Annotated in this window: 17 protein-coding genes, 2 rRNA genes and 1 pseudogene; 12 read left to right on the top strand and 8 right to left on the bottom strand. The window is 62.4% G+C overall.

The window, feature by feature from the left end; translation table 11 throughout:
• Positions 1 to 171: 171 nt before the first annotated feature.
• On the bottom strand, positions 172 to 933 hold the full coding sequence (locus tag HZB49_RS20325; RefSeq protein ID WP_291614641.1) for an SDR family oxidoreductase: 762 nt from the start codon (positions 931 to 933) through the stop codon (positions 172 to 174).
• Between the two features lie 150 nt (positions 934 to 1,083).
• Here HZB49_RS20325 and HZB49_RS20320 point away from each other — a divergent pair, with 150 nt between their 5' ends.
• The 6 genes from HZB49_RS20320 (at position 1,084) to HZB49_RS20295 (ending at position 6,608) form a co-directional block, all read left to right on the top strand.
• Positions 1,084 to 1,866 (top strand): SDR family oxidoreductase, encoded by a 783-nt coding sequence (locus HZB49_RS20320; protein WP_291614639.1) that lies wholly within the window; start codon positions 1,084 to 1,086, stop codon positions 1,864 to 1,866.
• Between the two features lie 10 nt (positions 1,867 to 1,876).
• Positions 1,877 to 2,866, top strand: coding sequence for an NADPH:quinone reductase (locus tag HZB49_RS20315; protein WP_291614637.1), 990 nt, complete (start codon positions 1,877 to 1,879; stop codon positions 2,864 to 2,866).
• A gap of 185 nt (positions 2,867 to 3,051) precedes the next feature.
• Positions 3,052 to 3,897, top strand: a complete 846-nt coding sequence (locus HZB49_RS20310) for an MBL fold metallo-hydrolase (protein ID WP_291614635.1) — start codon at positions 3,052 to 3,054, stop codon at positions 3,895 to 3,897.
• 229 nt (positions 3,898 to 4,126) lie between these two features.
• Positions 4,127 to 4,969 (top strand): fumarylacetoacetate hydrolase family protein, encoded by an 843-nt coding sequence (locus HZB49_RS20305; RefSeq protein WP_291614633.1) that lies wholly within the window; start codon positions 4,127 to 4,129, stop codon positions 4,967 to 4,969.
• Positions 4,970 to 5,115: 146 nt separating this feature from the next.
• On the top strand, positions 5,116 to 5,727 hold the full coding sequence (locus HZB49_RS20300; RefSeq protein ID WP_291614631.1) for a glutathione S-transferase family protein: 612 nt from the start codon (positions 5,116 to 5,118) through the stop codon (positions 5,725 to 5,727).
• 11 nt (positions 5,728 to 5,738) lie between these two features.
• Complete coding sequence (locus HZB49_RS20295) at positions 5,739 to 6,608, top strand: MBL fold metallo-hydrolase (protein WP_291614629.1); 870 nt, start codon at positions 5,739 to 5,741, stop codon at positions 6,606 to 6,608.
• Positions 6,609 to 6,767: 159 nt separating this feature from the next.
• On the opposite strand, the gene HZB49_RS20290 is transcribed toward HZB49_RS20295, so the two are convergent.
• Positions 6,768 to 7,310 carry a methylated-DNA--[protein]-cysteine S-methyltransferase gene (locus HZB49_RS20290; RefSeq protein WP_291614627.1) on the bottom strand — a complete coding sequence of 181 codons (543 nt, stop codon included), beginning with the start codon at positions 7,308 to 7,310 and terminating at the stop codon, positions 6,768 to 6,770.
• Between the two features lie 827 nt (positions 7,311 to 8,137).
• Here HZB49_RS20290 and HZB49_RS20285 point away from each other — a divergent pair.
• Together HZB49_RS20285 and HZB49_RS20280 are read left to right on the top strand one after the other, a co-directional pair.
• Entirely contained in the window at positions 8,138 to 9,442 is a 1,305-nt protein-coding gene (locus HZB49_RS20285) for an adenylate/guanylate cyclase domain-containing protein (RefSeq protein ID WP_291614625.1), read from the top strand.
• Positions 9,443 to 9,481: 39 nt separating this feature from the next.
• Positions 9,482 to 10,111, top strand: a pseudogene (locus HZB49_RS20280) (alpha/beta hydrolase); the annotation flags it as partial.
• A gap of 26 nt (positions 10,112 to 10,137) precedes the next feature.
• On the opposite strand, the gene HZB49_RS20275 reads toward HZB49_RS20280, so the two are convergent.
• Together HZB49_RS20275 and HZB49_RS20270 are read right to left on the bottom strand one after the other, a co-directional pair.
• On the bottom strand, positions 10,138 to 10,524 hold the full coding sequence (locus tag HZB49_RS20275) for a VOC family protein (protein ID WP_291614623.1): 387 nt from the start codon (positions 10,522 to 10,524) through the stop codon (positions 10,138 to 10,140).
• Positions 10,490 to 10,834 (bottom strand): helix-turn-helix domain-containing protein, encoded by a 345-nt coding sequence (locus tag HZB49_RS20270; protein ID WP_291614621.1) that lies wholly within the window; start codon positions 10,832 to 10,834, stop codon positions 10,490 to 10,492. The genes HZB49_RS20275 and HZB49_RS20270 overlap by 35 nt, the downstream gene beginning before the upstream one ends.
• A 127-nt stretch (positions 10,835 to 10,961) precedes the next feature.
• Here HZB49_RS20270 and HZB49_RS20265 point away from each other — a divergent pair, with 127 nt between their 5' ends.
• From HZB49_RS20265 to HZB49_RS20255, 3 genes are all read left to right on the top strand, one after another.
• On the top strand, positions 10,962 to 11,636 hold the full coding sequence (locus HZB49_RS20265) for a GntR family transcriptional regulator (RefSeq protein ID WP_291614619.1): 675 nt from the start codon (positions 10,962 to 10,964) through the stop codon (positions 11,634 to 11,636).
• A 63-nt stretch (positions 11,637 to 11,699) separates the two neighbouring features.
• Positions 11,700 to 12,500 carry a phytanoyl-CoA dioxygenase family protein gene (locus tag HZB49_RS20260; protein WP_291614617.1) on the top strand — a complete coding sequence of 267 codons (801 nt, stop codon included), beginning with the start codon at positions 11,700 to 11,702 and terminating at the stop codon, positions 12,498 to 12,500.
• A 210-nt stretch (positions 12,501 to 12,710) separates the two neighbouring features.
• Positions 12,711 to 14,015, top strand: coding sequence for a Gfo/Idh/MocA family oxidoreductase (locus tag HZB49_RS20255; RefSeq protein ID WP_291614615.1), 1,305 nt, complete (start codon positions 12,711 to 12,713; stop codon positions 14,013 to 14,015).
• A 196-nt stretch (positions 14,016 to 14,211) separates the two neighbouring features.
• Here HZB49_RS20255 and HZB49_RS20250 read toward each other — a convergent pair whose 3' ends face one another.
• Positions 14,212 to 15,297 carry an NAD-dependent epimerase/dehydratase family protein gene (locus tag HZB49_RS20250; protein WP_291614613.1) on the bottom strand — a complete coding sequence of 362 codons (1,086 nt, stop codon included), beginning with the start codon at positions 15,295 to 15,297 and terminating at the stop codon, positions 14,212 to 14,214.
• 422 nt (positions 15,298 to 15,719) lie between these two features.
• On the opposite strand from HZB49_RS20250, the gene HZB49_RS20245 reads away from it, so the two are divergent.
• Positions 15,720 to 16,808 carry a twin-arginine translocation signal domain-containing protein gene (locus HZB49_RS20245; RefSeq protein ID WP_291614611.1) on the top strand — a complete coding sequence of 363 codons (1,089 nt, stop codon included), beginning with the start codon at positions 15,720 to 15,722 and terminating at the stop codon, positions 16,806 to 16,808.
• 91 nt (positions 16,809 to 16,899) lie between these two features.
• Here the strand turns inward: HZB49_RS20245 and HZB49_RS20240 are convergent, their stop codons facing one another.
• The 3 genes from HZB49_RS20240 to HZB49_RS20230 all read right to left on the bottom strand — a co-directional run.
• Positions 16,900 to 17,502, bottom strand: a complete 603-nt coding sequence (locus HZB49_RS20240) for a hypothetical protein (protein ID WP_291614609.1) — start codon at positions 17,500 to 17,502, stop codon at positions 16,900 to 16,902.
• A 233-nt stretch (positions 17,503 to 17,735) separates the two neighbouring features.
• Positions 17,736 to 17,850, bottom strand: a 5S ribosomal RNA gene (rrf, locus tag HZB49_RS20235).
• Between the two features lie 90 nt (positions 17,851 to 17,940).
• A 23S ribosomal RNA gene (locus tag HZB49_RS20230) occupies positions 17,941 to 19,644 on the bottom strand; the annotation flags it as partial.

Here is a 19,644-nt window from a genome sequence, read left to right as displayed (position 1 = left end):
CGCGTTCAACATGCGCCGATGGGCGACAATCGCAGCATAAGCTTCACCCCGAACACAGCCACCTAGCCTTCAGCCCCAATCCGAAAGACGTCCCTCTTCCCTCTCACGGCCAATAAGTCCAATTACGCAACAGGCCCACAGGGGGAGAGGGTGTAACTGAGCATCCTCAAATCACCCCAGCAAGAACCCGCCATCCACCGTCACGACGCTGCCGGTCATGTAGCGTGACGCGCTGGAGGCCAGCAGCAGAATTGCGCCGTCGAGATCGGATTCGGCGCCGACGCGGCGTTGCGGAATGCGCCTGGTCAGCTTCTCGCCGGCGGGCGTCGCCCAGAAATCGTGGTTCATCTCGGTGTCGATATAGCCGGGCGCCAGCGCGTTGACGCGGATGCCGTTGCCGGCGAGCTCCAGCGCCATCGCCCTGGTGCCCTGGATCATGCCGGCCTTGGAAATCGCGTAGGGCGAGACCGCCTTCAAGACTCCGGTGCCGAGCACGGAGGCGATGTTGACGATGTTGCCGCCCTGCTTGCGTGCGATCATGCGCCGCGCCAGCTCGGTTGCAAGGAAATAGGCGCCCTTGAGGTTGGCGCCGATCACGGCGTCCCAGTCTGCCTCGGTCTGCTCGGTCGCGAGCTTTTCGATGGCGATGCCGGCATTGTTGATCAGCACCGTCACCGGGCCGAATGCGGCCTCGGCAGCATCCAGCGCCTTGGCAAGCGAGCCCGTGTCGGCGACGTCCATCTGCACGGCAGCGGCGCGGCCGCCCTTGGCCGTGATCTCGTCCGCCAGGCTCTTCAGCTTGCCGGTCTGCCGCGCCGCCAGCAGCACGGCTGCGCCATGCGCCGAAAGCACGCGGGCGAACTGCCGCCCCAGCCCCTGGCTGGCGCCGGTGATGAGGATGACTTCCTTGCTGACGTCGAACGGATCGGACATGCACAAATTCCCGAAAGGCGATATGCGCTCCTTGATACCTACGAATTCGGCCGGCGCAAAGCCGGAGGCCTTATCAGGACGTTCAGGACTGGCTAAGGTGCTTCACATCATACCTCTCAATAATCATCCGACATAACAGGGAGCGAAACAGTGGATCTTGGGATCAAAGGCCGCCGCGCCATCATTTGCGCCTCCAGCAAGGGTCTCGGCCGCGCCTGCGCGATGGCGCTCGCCAATGAAGGCGTGCATGTCACGCTGACGGCGCGCGGCGCGGAGGCGCTGAAGGCAACCGCCGACGAAATCCGCAAGAAGAACCCCGGCATCACCGTCACCGAGATCGTCGGCGACATCACAACGCCTGCCGGCCGCGAGGCCGTGCTGAAGGCCTGCCCGGAGCCGGACATTCTCATCAACAATGCCGGCGGCCCGCCGCCCGGCGATTTCCGCAACTGGACCCGCGACGACTGGATCAAGGCGATCGACGCCAACATGCTGACCCCGATCGAGCTGATCAAGGCGACGGTGGACGGCATGATGGCGCGCAAGTTCGGCCGCATCGTCAACATCACGTCCGCCGCCGTGAAGTCGCCGATCGACATTCTCGGCCTTTCCAACGGCGCGCGCGCCGGCCTCACCGGCTTCATCGCGGGACTTTCGCGCAAGACCGTCATCAACAACGTCACCATCAACGCCCTGTTGCCCGGTCCGTTCGTTACCGACCGCCTGCGCGGCACCGCAAAGGTCGAAGCCGAGAAGCGCGGCATTACGCCCGACCAGTTGCTGGCCGAGCGGGCCAAGGCAAATCCCGCCGGCCGTTTCGGCGACCCCGAGGAATTTGGCCTGGCCTGCGCGTTCCTCTGCGCCGACAAGGCCGGCTTCATCACCGGGCAAAACATCCTGCTCGACGGCGGCGCCTTCCCGGGAACGCTTTAGTGCGCACCAGATGAGAGCTGTCTGGTACGAACGAACAGGCCCGGCGGCGGAAGTTCTCACCTATGGTGAGATGCCGACGCCGGTCGCGGGTCCCGGCGAGGTGCGGATCAGGCTGGAAGCCTCCGGCGTCAATCCCGCCGATGTCGGCCGCCGCGGTGGCGGCTATCGCGCGATGGAATATCCGCGCGTGATCCCCAACAGCGACGGCGCGGGGATCATCGACCAGGTCGGTGCGGGCGTGACACGGCTGAAGGTTGGCCAGCGCGTCTGGCTGTTCAACGGCCAGCGCAACGGCCGCGCCTTCGGTACGGCGTGCGAATACATCGCACTGGCCGAGCACCTGGTGACGCCGCTGCCGGACAATCTCAGCTTCGCGCAAGGCGCCACCCTCGGCATCCCCTGCATGACCGCATGGACCTGCCTGTTCTGCGACGGGCCGATTGCGGGCAAGACGGTGCTGGTGACCGGCGGCGCCGGCGCGGTCGGCCACTATGCCGTGCAGCTCGCCAAATGGGGCGGCGCCCAGGCTATCGCGACGGTGAGCTCGGCGGCCAAGGCCGAGCAGGCGCGGCTTGCCGGCGCCGATCTCGTCGTCAACTACCGGACCGAAGACGTGGTGGCGAAGGCGATGGCTTTCACCGGCGGACGCGGCGTCGACCGCGTCGTCGACGTCGATTTCGGCGGCAATATCGACACCACGCTGAAGCTGATGGGCATGAACTCCACCATCGCGGTCTACGCCACCAACGGCAACCGCACGCCGGTGGTGCCGATGCGCGAATTGATGGAAAAGTGCATTGCGCTGCGTGCACTGGTGCTGTTCGCGCTGCCGCCGCCGCTGCTGGCGGCCGCACAGGCCGACATCACCAGGTGGCTCAGCGCGGGCACGCGCATCCACAATGTCGCCGGGCAATACGCGCTGTCGGATACCGCGCAGGCGCATCTGGCGGTCGAGAAGGGCGACAAGCTCGGCACCGTCATCGTCGATTGCGCGCGGTAGTATTTCTGCTCCCTCTCCCCGTTCTTACGGGGAGAGGGTTGGGGTGAGGGGCTCTATCCGCGAAGGTGGTGAGAAGCCAGTTCGCGGAAGCTCCCCCTCACCCGGAATTCAAGTTGCGCTTGAATTCCGACCTCTCCCCGCACGCGGGGCGAAGTAGACAACAACAAGAAGAGAGGAAACGCGGGATGCAGTGGAAGATCGGCAAGGTCAAGATCACGAAGGTCGTCGAGCTCGAGACCGTCGGCAGCACGCGCTTCATCCTGCCGCTGGCGACCAACGAGGAAATCCAGAAGCTGCCTTGGCTGATCCCGCATTACGCCAACGAGGAGGGCCGGCTGAAAATGTCGATCCACTCGCTGCTGGTGGAAACGCCGAACCGCCGCATCATCGTCGACACCGGGCTCGGCAACGACAAGCAGGGCCGCAACGTGCCGACCTGGAACAACCGCAAGGATCCCTTCCTGGAGAAACTGACCGCGGCGGGCTTTCCGCCCGACAGCATCGACACCGTGCTGTGCACGCATCTGCATGTCGACCATGTCGGCTGGAACACCAGCCTCGTCGGCGGAGAGTGGGTGCCTACCTTTGCGAAAGCGCGCTACGTGTTCGGCAAGACCGAGTTCGAGCACTGGCGCGACCACAGCGAGGAGCCCGCCCATGTCGCCGTGTTCGCCGATTCCGTGAAGCCGATCGCGGATGCCGGCAAGGCCGACCTCGTCGCCAGCGATGCCAAGCTGACGGACGAGATCACGCTGATCCCGACGCCCGGCCACAGCCCCGGCCATATGAGCATCCACATCGCCTCCGACGGCGAGGAAGGCCTGCTGACGGGGGACGTCGCCCACCATCCCTGCCAGATGACGCATCTCGGCTGGTCGTCGACCGCCGACAGCGATCCCAGGCAGTCGGCGGTCACCCGGCACGAGCTGTTTTCGCGCTTCGCCGACAGACCGGTGCTGGTGATCGGCGGTCATTTCAACGCCGGCCACATCAAGCGCGAGGGCGACGCCTTCAAGTTCATCGCGCTGTAGTCCGCAACGACGAACCTCTCCTTCGTCATGCCCGGCCTTGTGCCGGGCATCCACGTCTTGCGACGCCGCGGTCACAGACGTGGATGGCCGGGACAAGCCCGGCCATGACGGAAGTGTTCTGATCTACGGGCTGTTGCATTGCGGCACTGCTGGCGGATGGGTTGCAATCCCGCCCGTGCTGTTCCAATAAGCCTGCAAGTAAAGAAAACCCACAAGGGAGTGCTGAAAAATGAAGCTCGTTCGTTACGGGGCCAAGGGTGCGGAAAAGCCCGGCCTGATCGACAAGTCCGGCCAGCTCCGCGACCTCTCGGCTCATGTGAAGGACCTGGACGGCGCGGCCTATTCCCCGGAGTCGCTGAAGAAGCTGGCGGCGATCGACCCGGCTTCGCTGCCGGCGGTATCCGGCAATCCCCGTTTCGGCGCTCCCGTGACCGGCATCTCCAAATTCGTCGCCATCGGCCTGAACTACAGCGACCACGCCAAGGAGACCAACAACCCGATCCCGTCGGAGCCGATCTTCTTCATCAAGGCCAACACCGCGCTCTCGGGTCCGAACGACCCCGTCGAGAAGCCGCGCGGTTCCACCAAGCTCGACTGGGAGGTCGAGATCGCCGCCATCATCGGCACCCGCGCCAAATACGTCTCGGAAGCCGATGCACTGAATCACATCGCCGGCTACTGCATCTGCAACGACGTCTCCGAGCGCAATTTCCAGATCGAGCGGCTCGGCCAGTGGACCAAGGGCAAGTCGCACGACACGTTCGGCCCGCTCGGCCCGTGGGTCGCGACCAAGGACGAGATCGCCGACGTGCAGAAGCTGTCGATGTCGCTCGACGTCAACGGCCAGCGCCGCCAGACCGGCAACACCTCGACCATGATCTTCTCGATGGCGAAGTGCATTTCCTACGTCTCGCAGTTCCTCACCCTGCTGCCCGGCGACATCGTCACCACGGGCACTCCACCCGGCGTCGGCAGCGGCATGAAGCCGCCGCAGTTCCTCAATGTCGGCGACGTCGTGACGCTCCGCATCGAGGGCCTCGGCGAGCAGCGGCAGGAGATCGTTGCGGCGTAGGCGCGCTGCTGGCCAAAATGACGTCGTCATGCCCGGGCTTGTCCCGGGCATCCACGTCTTGATGGCTCCGCGGCAGGAAAGTCGTGGATGGCCGGGTCAAGCCCGGCCATGACGAAAGAAAAACAAATCGTCGCAGGGAAACATCTATGAAACTCTCCTTCTCCCCCGCTTCGCCGTTTGCCCGCAAGGTGCGCATCGCCGCGATCGAGCTTGGGCTGATCGACAAGATCGAGTTCATCCCCGCCACCGTTGCACCGGGGCAGGCCAACGAGGAATACTCGAAGATCACGCCGTTGAAGAAGCTGCCGGTGCTGATCACCAATGACGGCGACGTGATCCTCGATTCCTACGTCATCGTCGAATATCTCGACGAGATCGGCGGCGGCGCGCTGATCCCAGGTTACGGCCGCAAGCGCTGGCAGGCGAAGACGGATCACTCGCTGCTCGACGGCATGCTCGATTCCATGCTGCTGTGCCGCTACGAGGGATTGACGCGTCCGGAGCCGATGCGCTGGCAGGCATGGAGCGACGATCACTGGAACCGGGCCTGGCTGGGCATGGCGCGGTTCGAGAACCGCGACGACGTGCTGAACGGCCCGTTCGACATCGCGCAGATCGGGCTGGCCTGCGTGCTCGGCTATGCCGATTTCCGCTTCGCCAATTGCGGCTGGCGCAAGGCCTATCCGAAACTCGACAAGTTCAACCAGAAAATGCTGGAGCGGCCGTCGGTGAAGATCTCGGTGCCGCCACCGGCCTAAGGGAATTTCGCATGAGCCTCACCTTCAAAGCCGGCGACCTCACCATCCACCGCATCATCGAACAGGAAACGAGCTTCCTGCCCGCGCAGGAAATGCTGCCGACGCTGACGCCGGAGCTACTGGCCGAGAATCGCGCCTGGATGCAGGCCGCCAGGGCGCTCGATGCCAATGATGTGCTGCAGCTTTGCTTCCAGTCCTATGTGGTGAAGACGCCGCACCACACCATTCTGCTCGACAGCTGCATCGGCAATGACAAGCCGCGGCCGCAGCGGCCGAAATGGAACATGAAGACCGACGACACCTATATGCGCTCGCTCGCCGCCGCCGGTCTTTCCGTCGGCGACATCGACTACGTGATGTGCACGCATCTGCATGTCGATCATGTCGGCTGGAACACGCGGCTGGAGAACGGCCGCTGGGTACCGACCTTTCCCAACGCGCGCTACGTGTTCGGCAAGACCGAGTTCGATTACTGGATGGACGTGCACGCCAAGACGCCGGTGCCGCCAATCGCCGACAGCGTGCTGCCGATCGTCGAGGCAAAGCGTTTCGAGACCGTCGGCGATGATCACGCGATCGGCGATCATGTCCGCATCCTGCCGACCCCCGGCCACACGCCCGGCCACGTCGCCTTCCGGCTGGGCCGGGCCAGGGACGAGGCGGTGTTCTCCGGCGACCTCATGCATTCGCCGATCCAGGCACGCTATCCGGAAATGTCGGTGAAGTTCGACGTCGATCAGGTGCAGGCCGGAAAGACGCGCCGCGCTTTCCTGGAGCGCTATTGCGACACCGACACGCTGTGCTGCACGGCGCATTTCCCCTCGCCGTCAGTCGGAAAGATCCGGCGCAAGGGCAGCGGATTTTCCTGCGAGGCGGTGTAGCTGTGGGCACGCCTTCCCTTCTCCCCTTGCGGGAGAAGGTGGCGCGCATCGATAGATGCGCGACGGATGAGGGGTCTGTATCCGTGAAGAAAGACCCCTCACCCCGCTTCGCGTTCCGCGAAGCGACCCTCTCCCACAAGGGGAGAGGGTGCACCGAGTCTAATCAAACAGACTCGGCGTGTGGTTCACGACGGCGCCCTCGATCGCCAGTATCTTCAGCTTGGTCACCACGCCGCCATTGGCCGAAAAGCCACCGGGCTTGTTGCCGGCTGCGAGCACGCGATGGCAGGGCACCACGATGGGGCAAGGGTTGCGGCCGAGCGCCTGGCCGACATCGCGCGACAGCTCCACGCCGCCGAGTTTCTTGGCGATGTCGCCATAGGTCAGGGTCTGCCCCGGCGGAATCTTGCGGGCGATGTCGTAGACGCCGCGGTTGAAATCCGCAACGCCGTCGAGATCGAGCACGATCTCGGCGAGGTCGTTCGGCTTGCCCGCGAGCAGCTCCGTCATCGCGCCGATCGCGCGCTGCACCTCGGCCGGCGGCTCGGCTTCCGGGATATCGCCGTTGCGTTGATGGATGCGGCTGCGGGTCTTGTCCTCGTTGCCCATCGGCAGCTGCACGCCCGATATGCCGCGCGCGCCCCAGATCACACCGCAGGCGCCGATCGGGGTGTCGAAAATGGCGAATTGCTGGCCGGTCATGGCTGGCTCCTTCCAAGCTTCTCAGCCCAGGCTAATCGTTGGTCCAAATCTAGGCTTGGAGATTGTTGCTATCCACCCGGATTCCGGGAATCTTGCACAGCCTGTTGCTTCCGCCGTTCAGTTCCCCCGAGCCCGAAATTCAAACCCTGCGCGTCACGGATACGACATGGCCTACATCGACGTGGGCCGGGCTCGCCCCGCGATCCGGATGCGCCATCTTCTTGCGAAGCCCTTGTTTCTCGGAAATAATTTGACAAATCAGTAGCTTCGTCCTGCCGCACTGGTATCAAGCGGTAGGATCAATGGTACGCGTTGGGACGGTCTGATCAAGAACGAGCACGGCGCATAGTGTGTACGCCACAAGGTGCCTAAGCTTCGCGAAGAAGGCGGTTGCGACGGTTCTAGGAGCCTCCAAGTCGCGACAGCCATGGCTCAAGCATTCACTCCGCACCAAAGACGAGAAACGCGCGAAGCTCCTCTCCAAACCCGTGATGATGGAGTTCGACCGCGTCATTGCTGGTGCCGAGGCTCCGCTCGTCCAGTATCCTCTTCGCACTTCATTGACGGACACTGAAATCGAACAAGCCAGTGACTACTTCTATGCGCCCCAGCTTCAGGCGGATTGAGAAGAGCCGTCGGCAGGGACCTCCGTGGCACCATAGAAGCGCTTATGGGCTTTTTGGGCGGCGGAGGTGTGTGTGTGTGCGGGCCCCAACGCCCGGTGCTAGGTAAGACTTTGACCTTCAATAGCCAATTTCCTATCATTGATGAGCTGACCCCGCTTGACTGAGCGAGAGGTAGCAAGGCTAGTCGATAGGGATATTGCCATGCCCGAAACGCGCTACGCGACGAGCGGAGAGATTAGCATCGCCTATCAAGTCGTCGGCAGCGGACCGTTAGATCTCATCATGATTGGCGGGTCGGTTTCTCACGTTGAGTTTCTCCATGAAATAAAGGGCTATACGGACTTCCTTCGGAAGCTCTCGACATTTTCACGCGTTATCACTTTCGACAAACGCGGCCAAGGTCTATCCGACCGAGTGCACGGGGCGCCTTCATTGGAAGACCGCATGGATGATATTCGCGCTGTGATGGACGCGGTGGGCTCAAAGCGCGCTGCTCTCATGAGCTTCTCTGAAGGTGGCGCCCTGAGCGTCATCTTTGCTGCATCGTATCCTGAACGCGTGTCTCATTTGATCATGTTTGGATGCTGCGCTAGCTTCGCTGAAGTGTTTCCTAATCCAGAAGAGCGAATTGATCAACGCATAAAGCATTGGGGAACGGGTGCGCTGCTTAGTAGAGCTTTCCCAAGTCTGGCAGGTGACCCCGAAATGTTGGAGCGACTTGCTAAGTTAGAGAGATTGTCTGCCACGCCTAGCGCACATAAGACGATGATGAGCTTAAATCTGGCTATCGACGTCAAAGCCATACTGCCGAGTGTACGGGTTCCAACTTTAGTGCTGCATCGACGAACCGACTTATTGGTTCCTGTCGATGCCGGGCGGGAGCTAGCGGACCTGATACCTAATTCGAAATATATTGAGTATCCGGACGGAGATCACGGTTTCTTCACGGGCAATGTGACCCGCACGGTCGGCGACATAGCAGAATTTGTCACAGGCCACCGAGAAGAAGCACTGGACGAATCTGATCGCGTACTTGCAACAGTGTTGTTCACCGATATTGTTGGTTCAACCGAAAGTGCCGCCGAACTTGGCGACAAAACATGGAAAGGTTTATTGGACTCTCACGACCACATCGCGAGGCAAACGATCGAAAGCCACAGGGGAAAGCTTGTTAAGTCAACTGGCGATGGGATCTTGGCTACGTTTGATGGGCCTGGTCGCGCGGTTCGTTGCGCACTAGCATTTGAAGCTGCTGCCAATAAACTCGGTTTACCCTTGCGGGCGGGATTGCATACAGGAGAAATCGAGTTGAGAGATCGCGACATCGGGGGCATTGCCGTACATGCAGCGGCTCGGGTCATGAGCGTCTGCCAACCTAATGAAGTTCTCGTCTCAAGAGTAGTGACCGATCTTGTCGCAGGAGCGGGGTTGAAATTTTCTGATCGTGGTTCGCATGTTCTAAAGGGACTACCTGGCCGATGGGACCTGTTCGCCGCGAGCGTCTAAAGAGAGCGCAATAGGCCAGGGTCTGTCTTTCCCGAGCATTGGGACGGCGCCGGCGACACCTACTCGATCGCGCAGCATGTCGAGGACATGATCGCCTTCATCGCGCAGATCGATCCGCGCCCCGTCGACCTGATGGGGCATTCGCGCGGCGGGCATATCTGCTTCCGCGTCGCGCAGCGACGGCCGGACCTGCTGCGCAAGCTGATCCTGGCCGAACCCGGCGGCGAACTCGACGGCACACTGGACCCGAATTTCAAGCCCGGCCCCTCGCCGCTCGCGGCGCGGATCGCGGCCTCCGCCGAGGTCATCGCCCGAGGCGACATCGACGGCGGCCTGCAGATCTTCATGGACGCGCTGGAAGGCCCCGGCGCCTGGAAGCGCCTGCCGGCTGCACCCAAGCAGCTGCTGCGCGACAACGCGACGACGCTGATCGGCCAGACCCGCGACCAGCGTCCGCCTTTCTCCAGGGCCGATGCCGAGGCGATCAGGACGCCGACACTGTTCATCGGCGGCGCCAAGACCAAAGGCGGGCTGCCGCTGGTGCTGCATGCGCTGGCCGCCCATGTGAAGGGCTCGCGCACCGAAATGATCGAGGGCGCGACGCATCCGATGTTCGAGCAGCAGCCGCAGAAATATTGCGAGATCGTGCTGGATTTTCTGGCGGGCTGACGGCTTCACGCTCCGCCCCGATGTACTCAGTGACGCTGCGCAATCTGAAGCAGGTTGCCGCAGGTGTCCTCGAACACCGCTGTCGTCACAGGGCCCATGTTGACCGGCGGCTGGGTAAATCGAACACCCAGCTTCGTCAGCCGGTCGTGCTCCTTTCGGACATCCTCAACCCCAAAGGACGTGCAGGGAATTCCATCCGCAACGAGCGCCGACTTGAACGGCTTTGCTGCCGGATGTTCATCGGGCTCCAGAACCAGCTCCACGCCATCGGGCTGATCGGGCGAGACCACGGTCAGCCAGCGATGTGCGCCCAGCGGAATGTCGTGTTTCAGCTGAAAGCCGAGGACGTCGCGATAGAAGCGCAACGCCTTTTCCTGGTCATCGACCAGAACACTCGTCAGCACGATCTTCATGAGCCTTGTCTCCCGTTGGTTTTTCTTCGTTCGCGATCGGTCCGAGCCATACTTTCCACGCGTTGCGCAGGGGCGCGCGAACAAGAAAGTGGTGCTTGCTGCGCCAGCGCCATTCGGTGCGCAGCAGGCCCGCCTCCTCGAGCACCGACAGATGCCGCGCAAGTCCCTGCCGGGTGATGCTCGACTGCTGCCAGGTGAGAAGCCGAACGTGGAGTTCGAACAGCGTCTGTCCGTCGCGCTCGGCAAGTTCATCGAGCAGGCGGCGCCTGGTAGTGTCCGACAGCGCGTGGAAGAGCAGGTCGAGGTCCATGTGCTCTGCTTAGGTCGCAGCGCATCATCATGCAACAATCTTGTTGCATGATCTTCAGCCTTGACCACGACCGCCGGCAGCGATAGTTTTCGAACACGGAATTCCGTATTCCAAATGAAGCTCGGTCATGATCCCACTCCAGCCCCTCCCCAACCTGATCGACCAGGTCTATGCTCGGATTCTCGAGGCGATCATCGACCGCTCGCTGCCGCCGGGGCAGCGCATCCGCCAGAACGAGCTGGCCGACCGGCTCGGCGTCTCGCGCCAGCCGGTGTCGCATGCGCTGCATCTGCTGCATCGGCAGGGCCTCGTCGCCGAGAGCGGCCGGCGCGGCTTCGAGGTGATCCGGCTCGATCCCGAACGCATCCGCCAGCTCTATGAGGTGCGCGGCGCCATCGACGCGCTGGCCGCGCGCCTTGCCGCTTCGCGCGCCAGGACCGATGCAAGCGGCCGCGCGCGGCTGGAAGCGGCGCTCGAGGCCGGCCGCTCCATTTCAGCCAGGACACCGCTCACCGAGCTGATCGCCCGCGACGTCGACTTCCATCGCGCGATCTATGCGCTGTCGGGCAATCCCGCGATCGAGGAGATGATCGCGCCGCACTGGCCGCACATGCGCCGTTCGATGGCGACGGTGCTCGCCGAGTTCGACTATCGCGAAAACGCCTGGAGCGAGCACGAGGCCATTGCCGGACATGTGCTGTCGGGCAACGCGCCCGCTGCCGAAGCCGCCGCACTGGCGCATGCGCTCGGCGCGGGACGGATGACGGAGGAAAGATTGAGGGGAGCCGAACAAGCTGCCTGAGGGGCGTCATGCCCGGGCTTGTCCCGGCCATGACGAAGCAAAAAACACAAGGGAGAGGAAAACATGAAACTGACGCCGCAGCAGATCGAATTCTTTCACCGCGAGGGCTGGCTGTTCCTGCCGGAGCTGTTTTCGCAGGAGGAGGTCGACTTCCTCGCCCGCGAGGCCGTCAGCATCTATGACGCCAACAGGCCCGAGGTGTGGCGCGAGAAGAGCGGCGCGCCGCGCACCGCCTTTGCCGCGCATCTCTACAACGAGGCCTTCGGTATCCTCGGCAAGCACCCGCGCATGATCGAGCCGATCGAGCAGCTGTTCGGCGAGAAGGTGTACATGCACCAGTTCAAGATCAATGCGAAGGCGGCCTTCACCGGCGATGTCTGGCAGTGGCACCAGGATTACGGCACCTGGAAGCGCGACGACGGCATGCCGCAGCCGCGCGCCATGAACATTGCGATCTTCCTCGACGAGGTGATGCCGATCAACGGGCCCCTGATGCTGGTGCCGAAGAGCCAGCACGCCGGCGATCTCAAGGCCTCACACGATCTTGCGACCACCTCCTATCCGCTGTGGACGCTGGACGAGGAGACGGTGACGCGGCTGGTCAAGGAAGGCGGCATCGTAGCTCCGACCGGCAAGGCCGGCGGCATGCTGATGTTCCACGGCAACCTGGTGCACGGCTCGAGCGGCAACATCACGCCCTACCCGCGCAAGATCGTGTACCTCACCCTGAACGCGGTCTCGAACTATATCCGTAACCCCACCCGGCCGGACTACATCGCCCACCGCGATTTCACGCCGATCGAGACGGTCGACGACGATGCCCTGGTACGGCTGGCGCGGGCGCCAAGGCAGGCGGCGGAGTAGCCGGCACACACCAATGTCGTCATGCCCGGGCTCGACCCGGGCATCCACGTCTTTCTTTGCTCAACCAAGAACGTGGATGGCCGGGACCCGGCTACGCCAAGGCTTCGCCGGGCTGGCAAGACTCGCCCGCCGAAGCTTCAGCGAAGGCGGGACAAGCCCGGCCATGACGGATAGAACATACGTCTGCTTCCACGCCGGATATCCTTTCAAATGAATCTCTCCCGCCTTCTCTCCGCCCGCCTCGCCGCGGGCAACCCGGTTCGTGTCGCGCTGATCGGCGCCGGAAAATTCGGCTCGATGTTCCTGTCGCAGGTGCCGCACACGCCGGGCCTCGAAGTGCCCGTGATCGTCGACCTCGACCCGCAGCGGGCAAAGGATGCCTGCCGTACCGTCGGCTGGGATGAATCGCGGATTGCCGCGACGAATTTCGTCACCGATGGCGCCAGGGCGATGTCGGGCGATATCGAGGTGGCGGTGGAGGCGACCGGCAATCCCGCGGTCGGCATCCGGCATGCGCGCGCGGCGATTGCCGCGGGCAAGCACATCGTCATGGTCAATGTCGAGGCCGACGTGCTGGCGGGGCCGCTGCTCGCCGAAGAGGCACGCAAGGCGGGCGTGGTCTATTCGCTCGCCTATGGCGACCAGCCGGCGCTGACCGCCGAAATGGTGGACTGGGCGCGCGCCACCGGCTTCCGCGTCGTTGCCGCCGGCAAGGGCACGAAATACCTGCCGGCCTATCACGACGTGACGCCCGACGGCGTCTGGCAGCATTACGGGCTCACCGCGGGCGAGGCGCAATCGGCCGGCATGAATCCGCAGATGTTCAACTCCTTCCTCGACGGCACCAAGTCGGCGATCGAGATGGCGGCAATCGCCAATGCCTGCGGCCTCGACGTGCCCACGGACGGCCTCGAGTTCCCGCCCTGCGGCGTCGACGATCTGCCGCACATCATGCGGCCGCGCGACAAGGGCGGCGTGCTGGAAAAATCCAGCGTGGTGGAAGTGGTGTCGTCGCTGGAGCGCGACGGGCGGCCGGTGTTCCGCGACCTGCGCTGGGGCGTCTATGTCGTGCTGGAGGCGCCGAACGACTATGCCGCCGATTGCTTCCGGCAATACGGCCTGAAGACCGACGCCAGCGGCCGCTATGCGGCGATGTACAAGCCCTACCACCTGATCGGGCTCGAGCTGAACATCTCCATCCTGTCGGCGGCACTGCGCAAGGAGCCGACCGGCCAGCCGCACGGCTTTCGCGGCGATGTCGCTGCCGTCGCCAAGAAGAACTTACGCGCCGGCGAGATGCTCGACGGCGAAGGCGGCTATACCGTGTGGGGCAAACTGATGCCGGCGCAGGCCAGCCTGAAAGCAGGCGCGCTGCCGATTGGGCTGGCCCATCGCGTCAAGCTGAAGAACGACGTCGCCCATGGCGCTGTCGTGCGCTGGAGCGATGTCGAGTTCGATGCCGGCAACGACACGGTGAAGACGCGCAAGGCGATGGAGGCGGCGTACGCGAGCTAGTTTGCTTCCTTCACCTCTCCCCGCAAGCGGGGAGAGGTCGGATTGCATCGAAGATGCAATCCGGGTGAGGGGGACTCTCACGAATCCCGATGCCGCGCCACCCCTCACCCCAACCCTCTCCCCGCGATCCGCCTTCGCCAAGGCTTCGGCGGACAAGAGAGCGGGGCGAGGGAGCGCACTGACGTCGCAGCGACAACTACGGCAGCAACTTGCTCGCTCGCGCCTCGGCGAACCATTTCCGGAACATCACTTCCGTATCCATCATTTCCGTGAAGCCGGCCTGGTTGATCTTGACCGTGGAGACGATCGACGGCGGGCCTGGCTCGGTCTGGCCGTAGCGCATCTGATAATCGGCGTACTGGAGGGACAAGCCGACGAACTCGTGCAAGCCGGGCGAGACCAGGCCATGCTTGCGCCGCAGCTCATCCCACGGGGCAATCCACTTTTTCGATTCCTGCACCAGCGACTGCGGCACGGCCTTGCCGGGCTTCATATGTAGCGCGTCCGCCACCGCCGGCCAGATGTTCTCCCAGGTGAAGACGTCGCCATTGGTGACGTTGAAGGCTTCGTTGCGCGCGGCTGCCGATTCGCCGGCCCAGGCGATGGCGCGTGCCAGGAGATCGACGTCGACCGCCTGCCCGACGCGCGGCGCGCCGCCGGGATAATCGAGCTCGCGTCCCTCTTCGCGCAGCATGGCGGCATAGACGCCGAGCGGCGGAATCAGGTCCATCGCCCCGCCCATGGCAAGTCCGACGATCAGCACCGGACGCAAAATGCTGAAGTGCCACGACTTGCCCTTCTGCAACGCGCGCAGGAAGTTCTCCTGCGCCCAGTAGAAGTTCGGCTGCTCGTACATTTCCGAACGGCCCTCGCGCGCCGGCACATTGAGCGGGCGGACATGGGAGCCATAGGCCTTGGTGCCCTGCAGCAGCGTGACGTGCTTCAGTGCGGGTGCGGCCGGCTCGAGCGCCGCCATCAGGTTACGCAGCATGCGGTCGTTGGTGTCGATCTGCGCCTGATCGCGCCAGCCATCGATCAGATTCGGCGCCTCGTAGAGCGCGGCATAGACAAGATGGGTTGCACCGATCAATTCCCGCGCGGCCTGCGCGTATTGCGCGGCATCCATGAGGTCGATGGGCACGTGGCGGGCGCCATGGAGTTGGCGCGGCTTGCGGCGGGACAGGGCAACGACCTCGACGCCGCCGACGAGCTCGAAATGCCGCAGCGCCGCGTTGCCCACCAGTCCCGTCGCGCCCGCGACCACGACCTTCTTGCCAGCCATCTTCCCTCCCGGCACATCTGCCGGACTTCCCTAGCAGATGATGTCTGGCGCGTCAGTCTGTCCCGCCGCAGGGCTGGCCCACGGAATGATCGGCAACCACTTGCGACTTTCGTGCAAGAAACTTGCCGTGATGCGCCCCTTCGCACCTGCGTTGTCCCAGCTTGTCCCAGGCTTGTTCCAGCCTTGTCCCAGCCTTGGGCACGCTGCCCTTCCTATGCTCTTGATTCCCGTGAAGTGTTTGGCCATCCTGCGCGCAGTCTGGAATTTCATCACGTTCGGTTTTTCGAAAAGCCTCAACATAGGGGTTCGGGAAGCCAGGTTTCAGATGCAAGCAAAAACGCCAGACCATCGGCGAAGCGAAACGGTGGCATCAAGATCGCCGCCTTGTCGAGGTTATCGGCAAATAACGGAGAGGGAAGCGCATGAAACGTCGTGATTTCTTGAAAGTAACCGGCGCCGGTGTCGCCGCGAGCGCCGTGGCGGCACCCGCGATCGCACAGACGAACCCGGAGATCAAATGGCGGTACGCCGCGAGCTGGCCGAAGGCGCTCGATACGCTGTACGGCGGCTGCGAATATTTCTGCAAGCGTGTCGCCGACATCACCGACAACAAGTTCCAGATCCAGCCGTTCGCCGCCGGCGAAATCGTCCCCGGCCTGCAGGTGCTCGACGCCGTATCCAACGGAACCGTCGAGGCCGGCAATACGGCGCTGTATTACTACTGGGGCAAGAACCCCGCCTTCACCTTCGGCACCTCGCTGCCGTTCGGCCTCAACACCCGCCAGCACATTTCCTGGCTGCGGTTCGGCGGCGGCATGGACATGCTCAACGATCTCCTGAAGGAGCACAACGCCTATGGCCTGCCGACTGGCTCGACTGGTGCGCAGATGGGCGGCTGGTTCCGCAAGGAGATGAAGAATATCGACGACTTCAAGGGCCTGAAATTCCGCGTCGGCGGCTTTGCCGGCACCATCATCGCCAAGGTCGGCGGTGTGCCGCAGCAGATCGCCGGCGGCGACATCTATCCGGCGCTGGAAAAAGGCACCATCGACGCCGCCGAGTGGGTCGGCCCCTATGACGACGAGAAGCTCGGCTTCGTGAAGGTCGCCAAGTACTACTACTATCCGGGCTGGTGGGAAGGCACCGGCCAGGGCCACAACGTGTTCAATCTCGACAAGTGGAACGCGCTGCCGAAGCACTACCAGGCGGCGATCGAGGCGGCGTCGTACGACACCTTCACCTGGGTCACCGGCAAGTACGATTATGTCAATCCGGCCGCGCTGAAGCGCCTGCTGGTGGCCGGCGCGATCCTGCGTCCGTTCCCGCAGGACGTGCTGGAGGCCTGCTACAAGGCGGCCAACGAGATCTATGCCGATCTCTCCAAGACCAACCCGCATTTCAAGAAGATGTACGAGAGCCTGACCGCCTTCCGCGCCGAATCGCTGGCCTGGATGCAGGTCGCCGAACTCGGCTACGACAGCTTCATGATGCGCATGCGGACCAAGACCTGACGCCGCAGGCAGCTCGCAAACACGAAGAAGCCCCGGAGGGATTCTCCGGGGCTTCTCTTTGGATCCGCCGATCGATTGCCGTAGCCGAATATTACTGCTCGTCGCCGAGCGCGTCGTTGAGCTTGTCGTAATATTTCAGGACGAGGTCGATATTGCCCTTGTTCTCGACCGCCGGCTGCTTCTGCTTCAGCGCCTCGTTGAGGTCGGCGAGCGCTTCCTTCTTGTCCTTGGCCGCCATCTTCTTGTCGGCCGTCACCTGGGCGATCTGCGCCTTGATCACGGCCTCCGCCCCGACATATTTCCTGGATGCGGGATCGATGCCGCCGAGCACGAGGCTGATGTTGTCGACCACGCCCGAGTAGTCGGGATAGTCGGCAAAGCCGTACTTCTTGGCGACGTCGTCGAGCTTGGCATCGATCTTGGGATCTGGCGGCGCATTTTCCGGGATCTTGTCGGTGATCGCGTCCATGTCCTTCTGCGCGGCAAGCACGTTCTCGATCTGCTTGTCGGTCAGCGCGATCTGCTTCAGCGGCGCCTCCGCAGCCGGCTGCGGTGCGGCCTGGGCGGGAGCCTGCTTCTGCGGCGGCGCCATCTGCTGCTGCTTGGCTTGCGCGAAGACCGCGCCGCTCGAGCCGACGGCGATCGCAGCAGCCAGGCCGAGTGCAGCAGCGACGGGACGAACTAAGTCACGCATGAAGGTCTCCTCGGAAATGGGATGCAGCTTTCGTTCGTGATGCAAGAGGTACGGAATTCGAAATGAACGGGCAATGAACCCGCTCGGCGGACAGGGCCGCCGGATGATTGCTGCAGCATCACAATGCGGTCACCACGAAGCGATCACCGCAAAAACAAAAACGCCGCCTCCCGGGGGGAGGCGGCGTTTTCGTATTCGTGACACGTAAAGAGGAATTTCCTTGTACTTGGCAGGCCTGGCAGCGACCTACTCTCCCAGGGCTTGAGCCATAGTACCATTGGCGCTGAAGAGTTTAACGGCCGAGTTCGGGATGGGATCGGGTTGAGGCTCTTCGCTAGAACCACCAGGCCGGCGAAGGACAAGGAAACGAAGCAAGCAGAACGCATCGAAGCGTTCGAGGTCTTCGCGCATGAAGCGCTATGGACACTGAAAATGAGAGCAATCAAGCCAATCGAACGATTAGTACCGGTAAGCTACATGCGTTGCCGCACTTACACACCCGGCCTATCAACGTGGTCGTCTTCCACGGTTCTCAAGGGAATGCTCGTTTTGAGGTGGGTTTCCCGCTTAGATGCTTTCAGCGGTTATCCCGTCCGTACATAGCTATGCAGCACTGCCGCTGGCGCGACAACTGCTCCTCCAGCCCCAGGATGTGATGAGCCGACATCGAGGTGCCAAACGACGCCGTCGATATGGACTCTTGGGCGTCATCAGCCTGTTATCCCCGGCGTACCTTTTATCCGTTGAGCGATGGCCCATCCACGCGGGACCACCGGATCACTATGACCGACTTTCGTCTCTGCTCGACTTGTTAGTCTCGCAGTCAGGCAGGCTTATGCCATTATACTCGACGAACGATTTCCGACCGTTCTGAGCCTACCTTCGCACGCCTCCGTTACTCTTTGGGAGGCGACCGCCCCAGTCAAACTGCCCACCATGCGCTGTCCCGATCCCCGATAAGGGGACGCGGTTAGATATCCATAACCATTAGGGTGGTATTTCACATTGCGACTCCACCTCGGCTGGCGCCGAAGCTTCAAAGTCTACCACCTATTCTACACAAACAGTCACGAATACCAGCGCAAAGCTACAGTAAAGGTGCACGGGGTCTTTCCGTCTGACCGCAGGAACCCCGCATCTTCACGGGGAATTCAATTAACCTTCCGGCACCGGGCAGGCGTCAGACCCTATACGTCATCTTGCGATTTCGCAGAGCCCTGTGTTTTTGTTAAACAGTTGCCACCCCCTGGTCTGTGCCCCCACGGCATGCTTGCGCATGCAATGGGCCTCCTTATCCCGAAGTTACGGAGGTAAATTGCCGAGTTCCTTCAACATCATTCTCTCAAGCGCCTTGGTATACTCTACCAGTCCACCTGTGTCGGTTTCGGGTACGGTCTAATGTGGAGGCTATTTCCTGGAACCTCTTCGAGGCCCGATCAATCCATTAAGATCGGACAACATACGAGATTCGTCACCATCCACTGGCTGCAGAATATTCACTGCATTCCCATCGACTACGCCTTTCGGCCTCGCCTTAGGGACCGGCTAACCCTGCGAAGATTAACTTTACGCAGGAACCCTTGGACTTTCGGCGACACTGTCTTTCACAGTGTTTGTCGTTACTCATGCCAGCATTCGCACTTCTGATACCTCCAGGCGCTCTCACGAGTCGCCCTTCGCAGGCTTACAGAACGCTCCGCTACCGCGTACGCTTGCGCGCACACCCTAAGCTTCGGCTCGTGGCTTGAGCCCCGTTACATCTTCGGCGCAGAAACCCTTATTTAGACCAGTGAGCTGTTACGCTTTCTTTAAAGGATGGCTGCTTCTAAGCCAACCTCCTGGTTGTTTTGGGATTTCCACATCCTTTCCCACTTAGCCACGAATTAGGGGCCTTAGCTGTAGGTCCGGGTTGTTTCCCTCTCCACGACGGACGTTAGCACCCGCCGTGTGACTCCCGCATATTGCTTTCGGGTATTCGGAGTTTGGTTGGGTTTGGTAAGACGGTAAGTCCCCCTAGCCCATCCAGTGCTCTACCCCCCGAAGCATTCATGCGAGGCGATACCTAAATATCTTTCGCGGAGAACCAGCTATTTCCCAGTTTGATTGGCCTATCACCCCTAACCACAAGTCATCGGAGCCTTT

The organism is Bradyrhizobium sp., from assembly GCF_016219575.1.
Taxonomy (GTDB): Bacteria; Pseudomonadota; Alphaproteobacteria; order Rhizobiales; family Xanthobacteraceae; genus Bradyrhizobium.
Note: the sequence above shows the minus strand (reverse complement) of the source record. Positions and strands in the feature narration are given on the sequence as shown.

Bases quoted from the DNA above. Each gene is read 5' to 3' on its own strand.
- HZB49_RS20325 (WP_291614641.1), bottom strand. From the start codon at position 933: ATGTCCGATCCGTTCGACGTCAGCAAGGAAGTCATCCTCATCACCGGC.
- HZB49_RS20315 (WP_291614637.1), top strand. From the start codon at position 1,877: ATGAGAGCTGTCTGGTACGAACGAACAGGCCCGGCGGCGGAAGTTCTC.
- HZB49_RS20310 (WP_291614635.1), top strand. From the start codon at position 3,052: ATGCAGTGGAAGATCGGCAAGGTCAAGATCACGAAGGTCGTCGAGCTC.
- HZB49_RS20305 (WP_291614633.1), top strand. From the start codon at position 4,127: ATGAAGCTCGTTCGTTACGGGGCCAAGGGTGCGGAAAAGCCCGGCCTG.
- HZB49_RS20300 (WP_291614631.1), top strand. From the start codon at position 5,116: ATGAAACTCTCCTTCTCCCCCGCTTCGCCGTTTGCCCGCAAGGTGCGC.
- HZB49_RS20295 (WP_291614629.1), top strand. From the start codon at position 5,739: ATGAGCCTCACCTTCAAAGCCGGCGACCTCACCATCCACCGCATCATC.
- HZB49_RS20290 (WP_291614627.1), bottom strand. From the start codon at position 7,310: ATGACCGGCCAGCAATTCGCCATTTTCGACACCCCGATCGGCGCCTGC.
- HZB49_RS20285 (WP_291614625.1), top strand. From the start codon at position 8,138: ATGCCCGAAACGCGCTACGCGACGAGCGGAGAGATTAGCATCGCCTAT.
- HZB49_RS20275 (WP_291614623.1), bottom strand. From the start codon at position 10,524: ATGAAGATCGTGCTGACGAGTGTTCTGGTCGATGACCAGGAAAAGGCG.
- HZB49_RS20270 (WP_291614621.1), bottom strand. From the start codon at position 10,834: ATGGACCTCGACCTGCTCTTCCACGCGCTGTCGGACACTACCAGGCGC.
- HZB49_RS20265 (WP_291614619.1), top strand. From the start codon at position 10,962: ATGATCCCACTCCAGCCCCTCCCCAACCTGATCGACCAGGTCTATGCT.
- HZB49_RS20260 (WP_291614617.1), top strand. From the start codon at position 11,700: ATGAAACTGACGCCGCAGCAGATCGAATTCTTTCACCGCGAGGGCTGG.
- HZB49_RS20255 (WP_291614615.1), top strand. From the start codon at position 12,711: ATGAATCTCTCCCGCCTTCTCTCCGCCCGCCTCGCCGCGGGCAACCCG.
- HZB49_RS20250 (WP_291614613.1), bottom strand. From the start codon at position 15,297: ATGGCTGGCAAGAAGGTCGTGGTCGCGGGCGCGACGGGACTGGTGGGC.
- HZB49_RS20245 (WP_291614611.1), top strand. From the start codon at position 15,720: ATGAAACGTCGTGATTTCTTGAAAGTAACCGGCGCCGGTGTCGCCGCG.
- HZB49_RS20240 (WP_291614609.1), bottom strand. From the start codon at position 17,502: ATGCGTGACTTAGTTCGTCCCGTCGCTGCTGCACTCGGCCTGGCTGCT.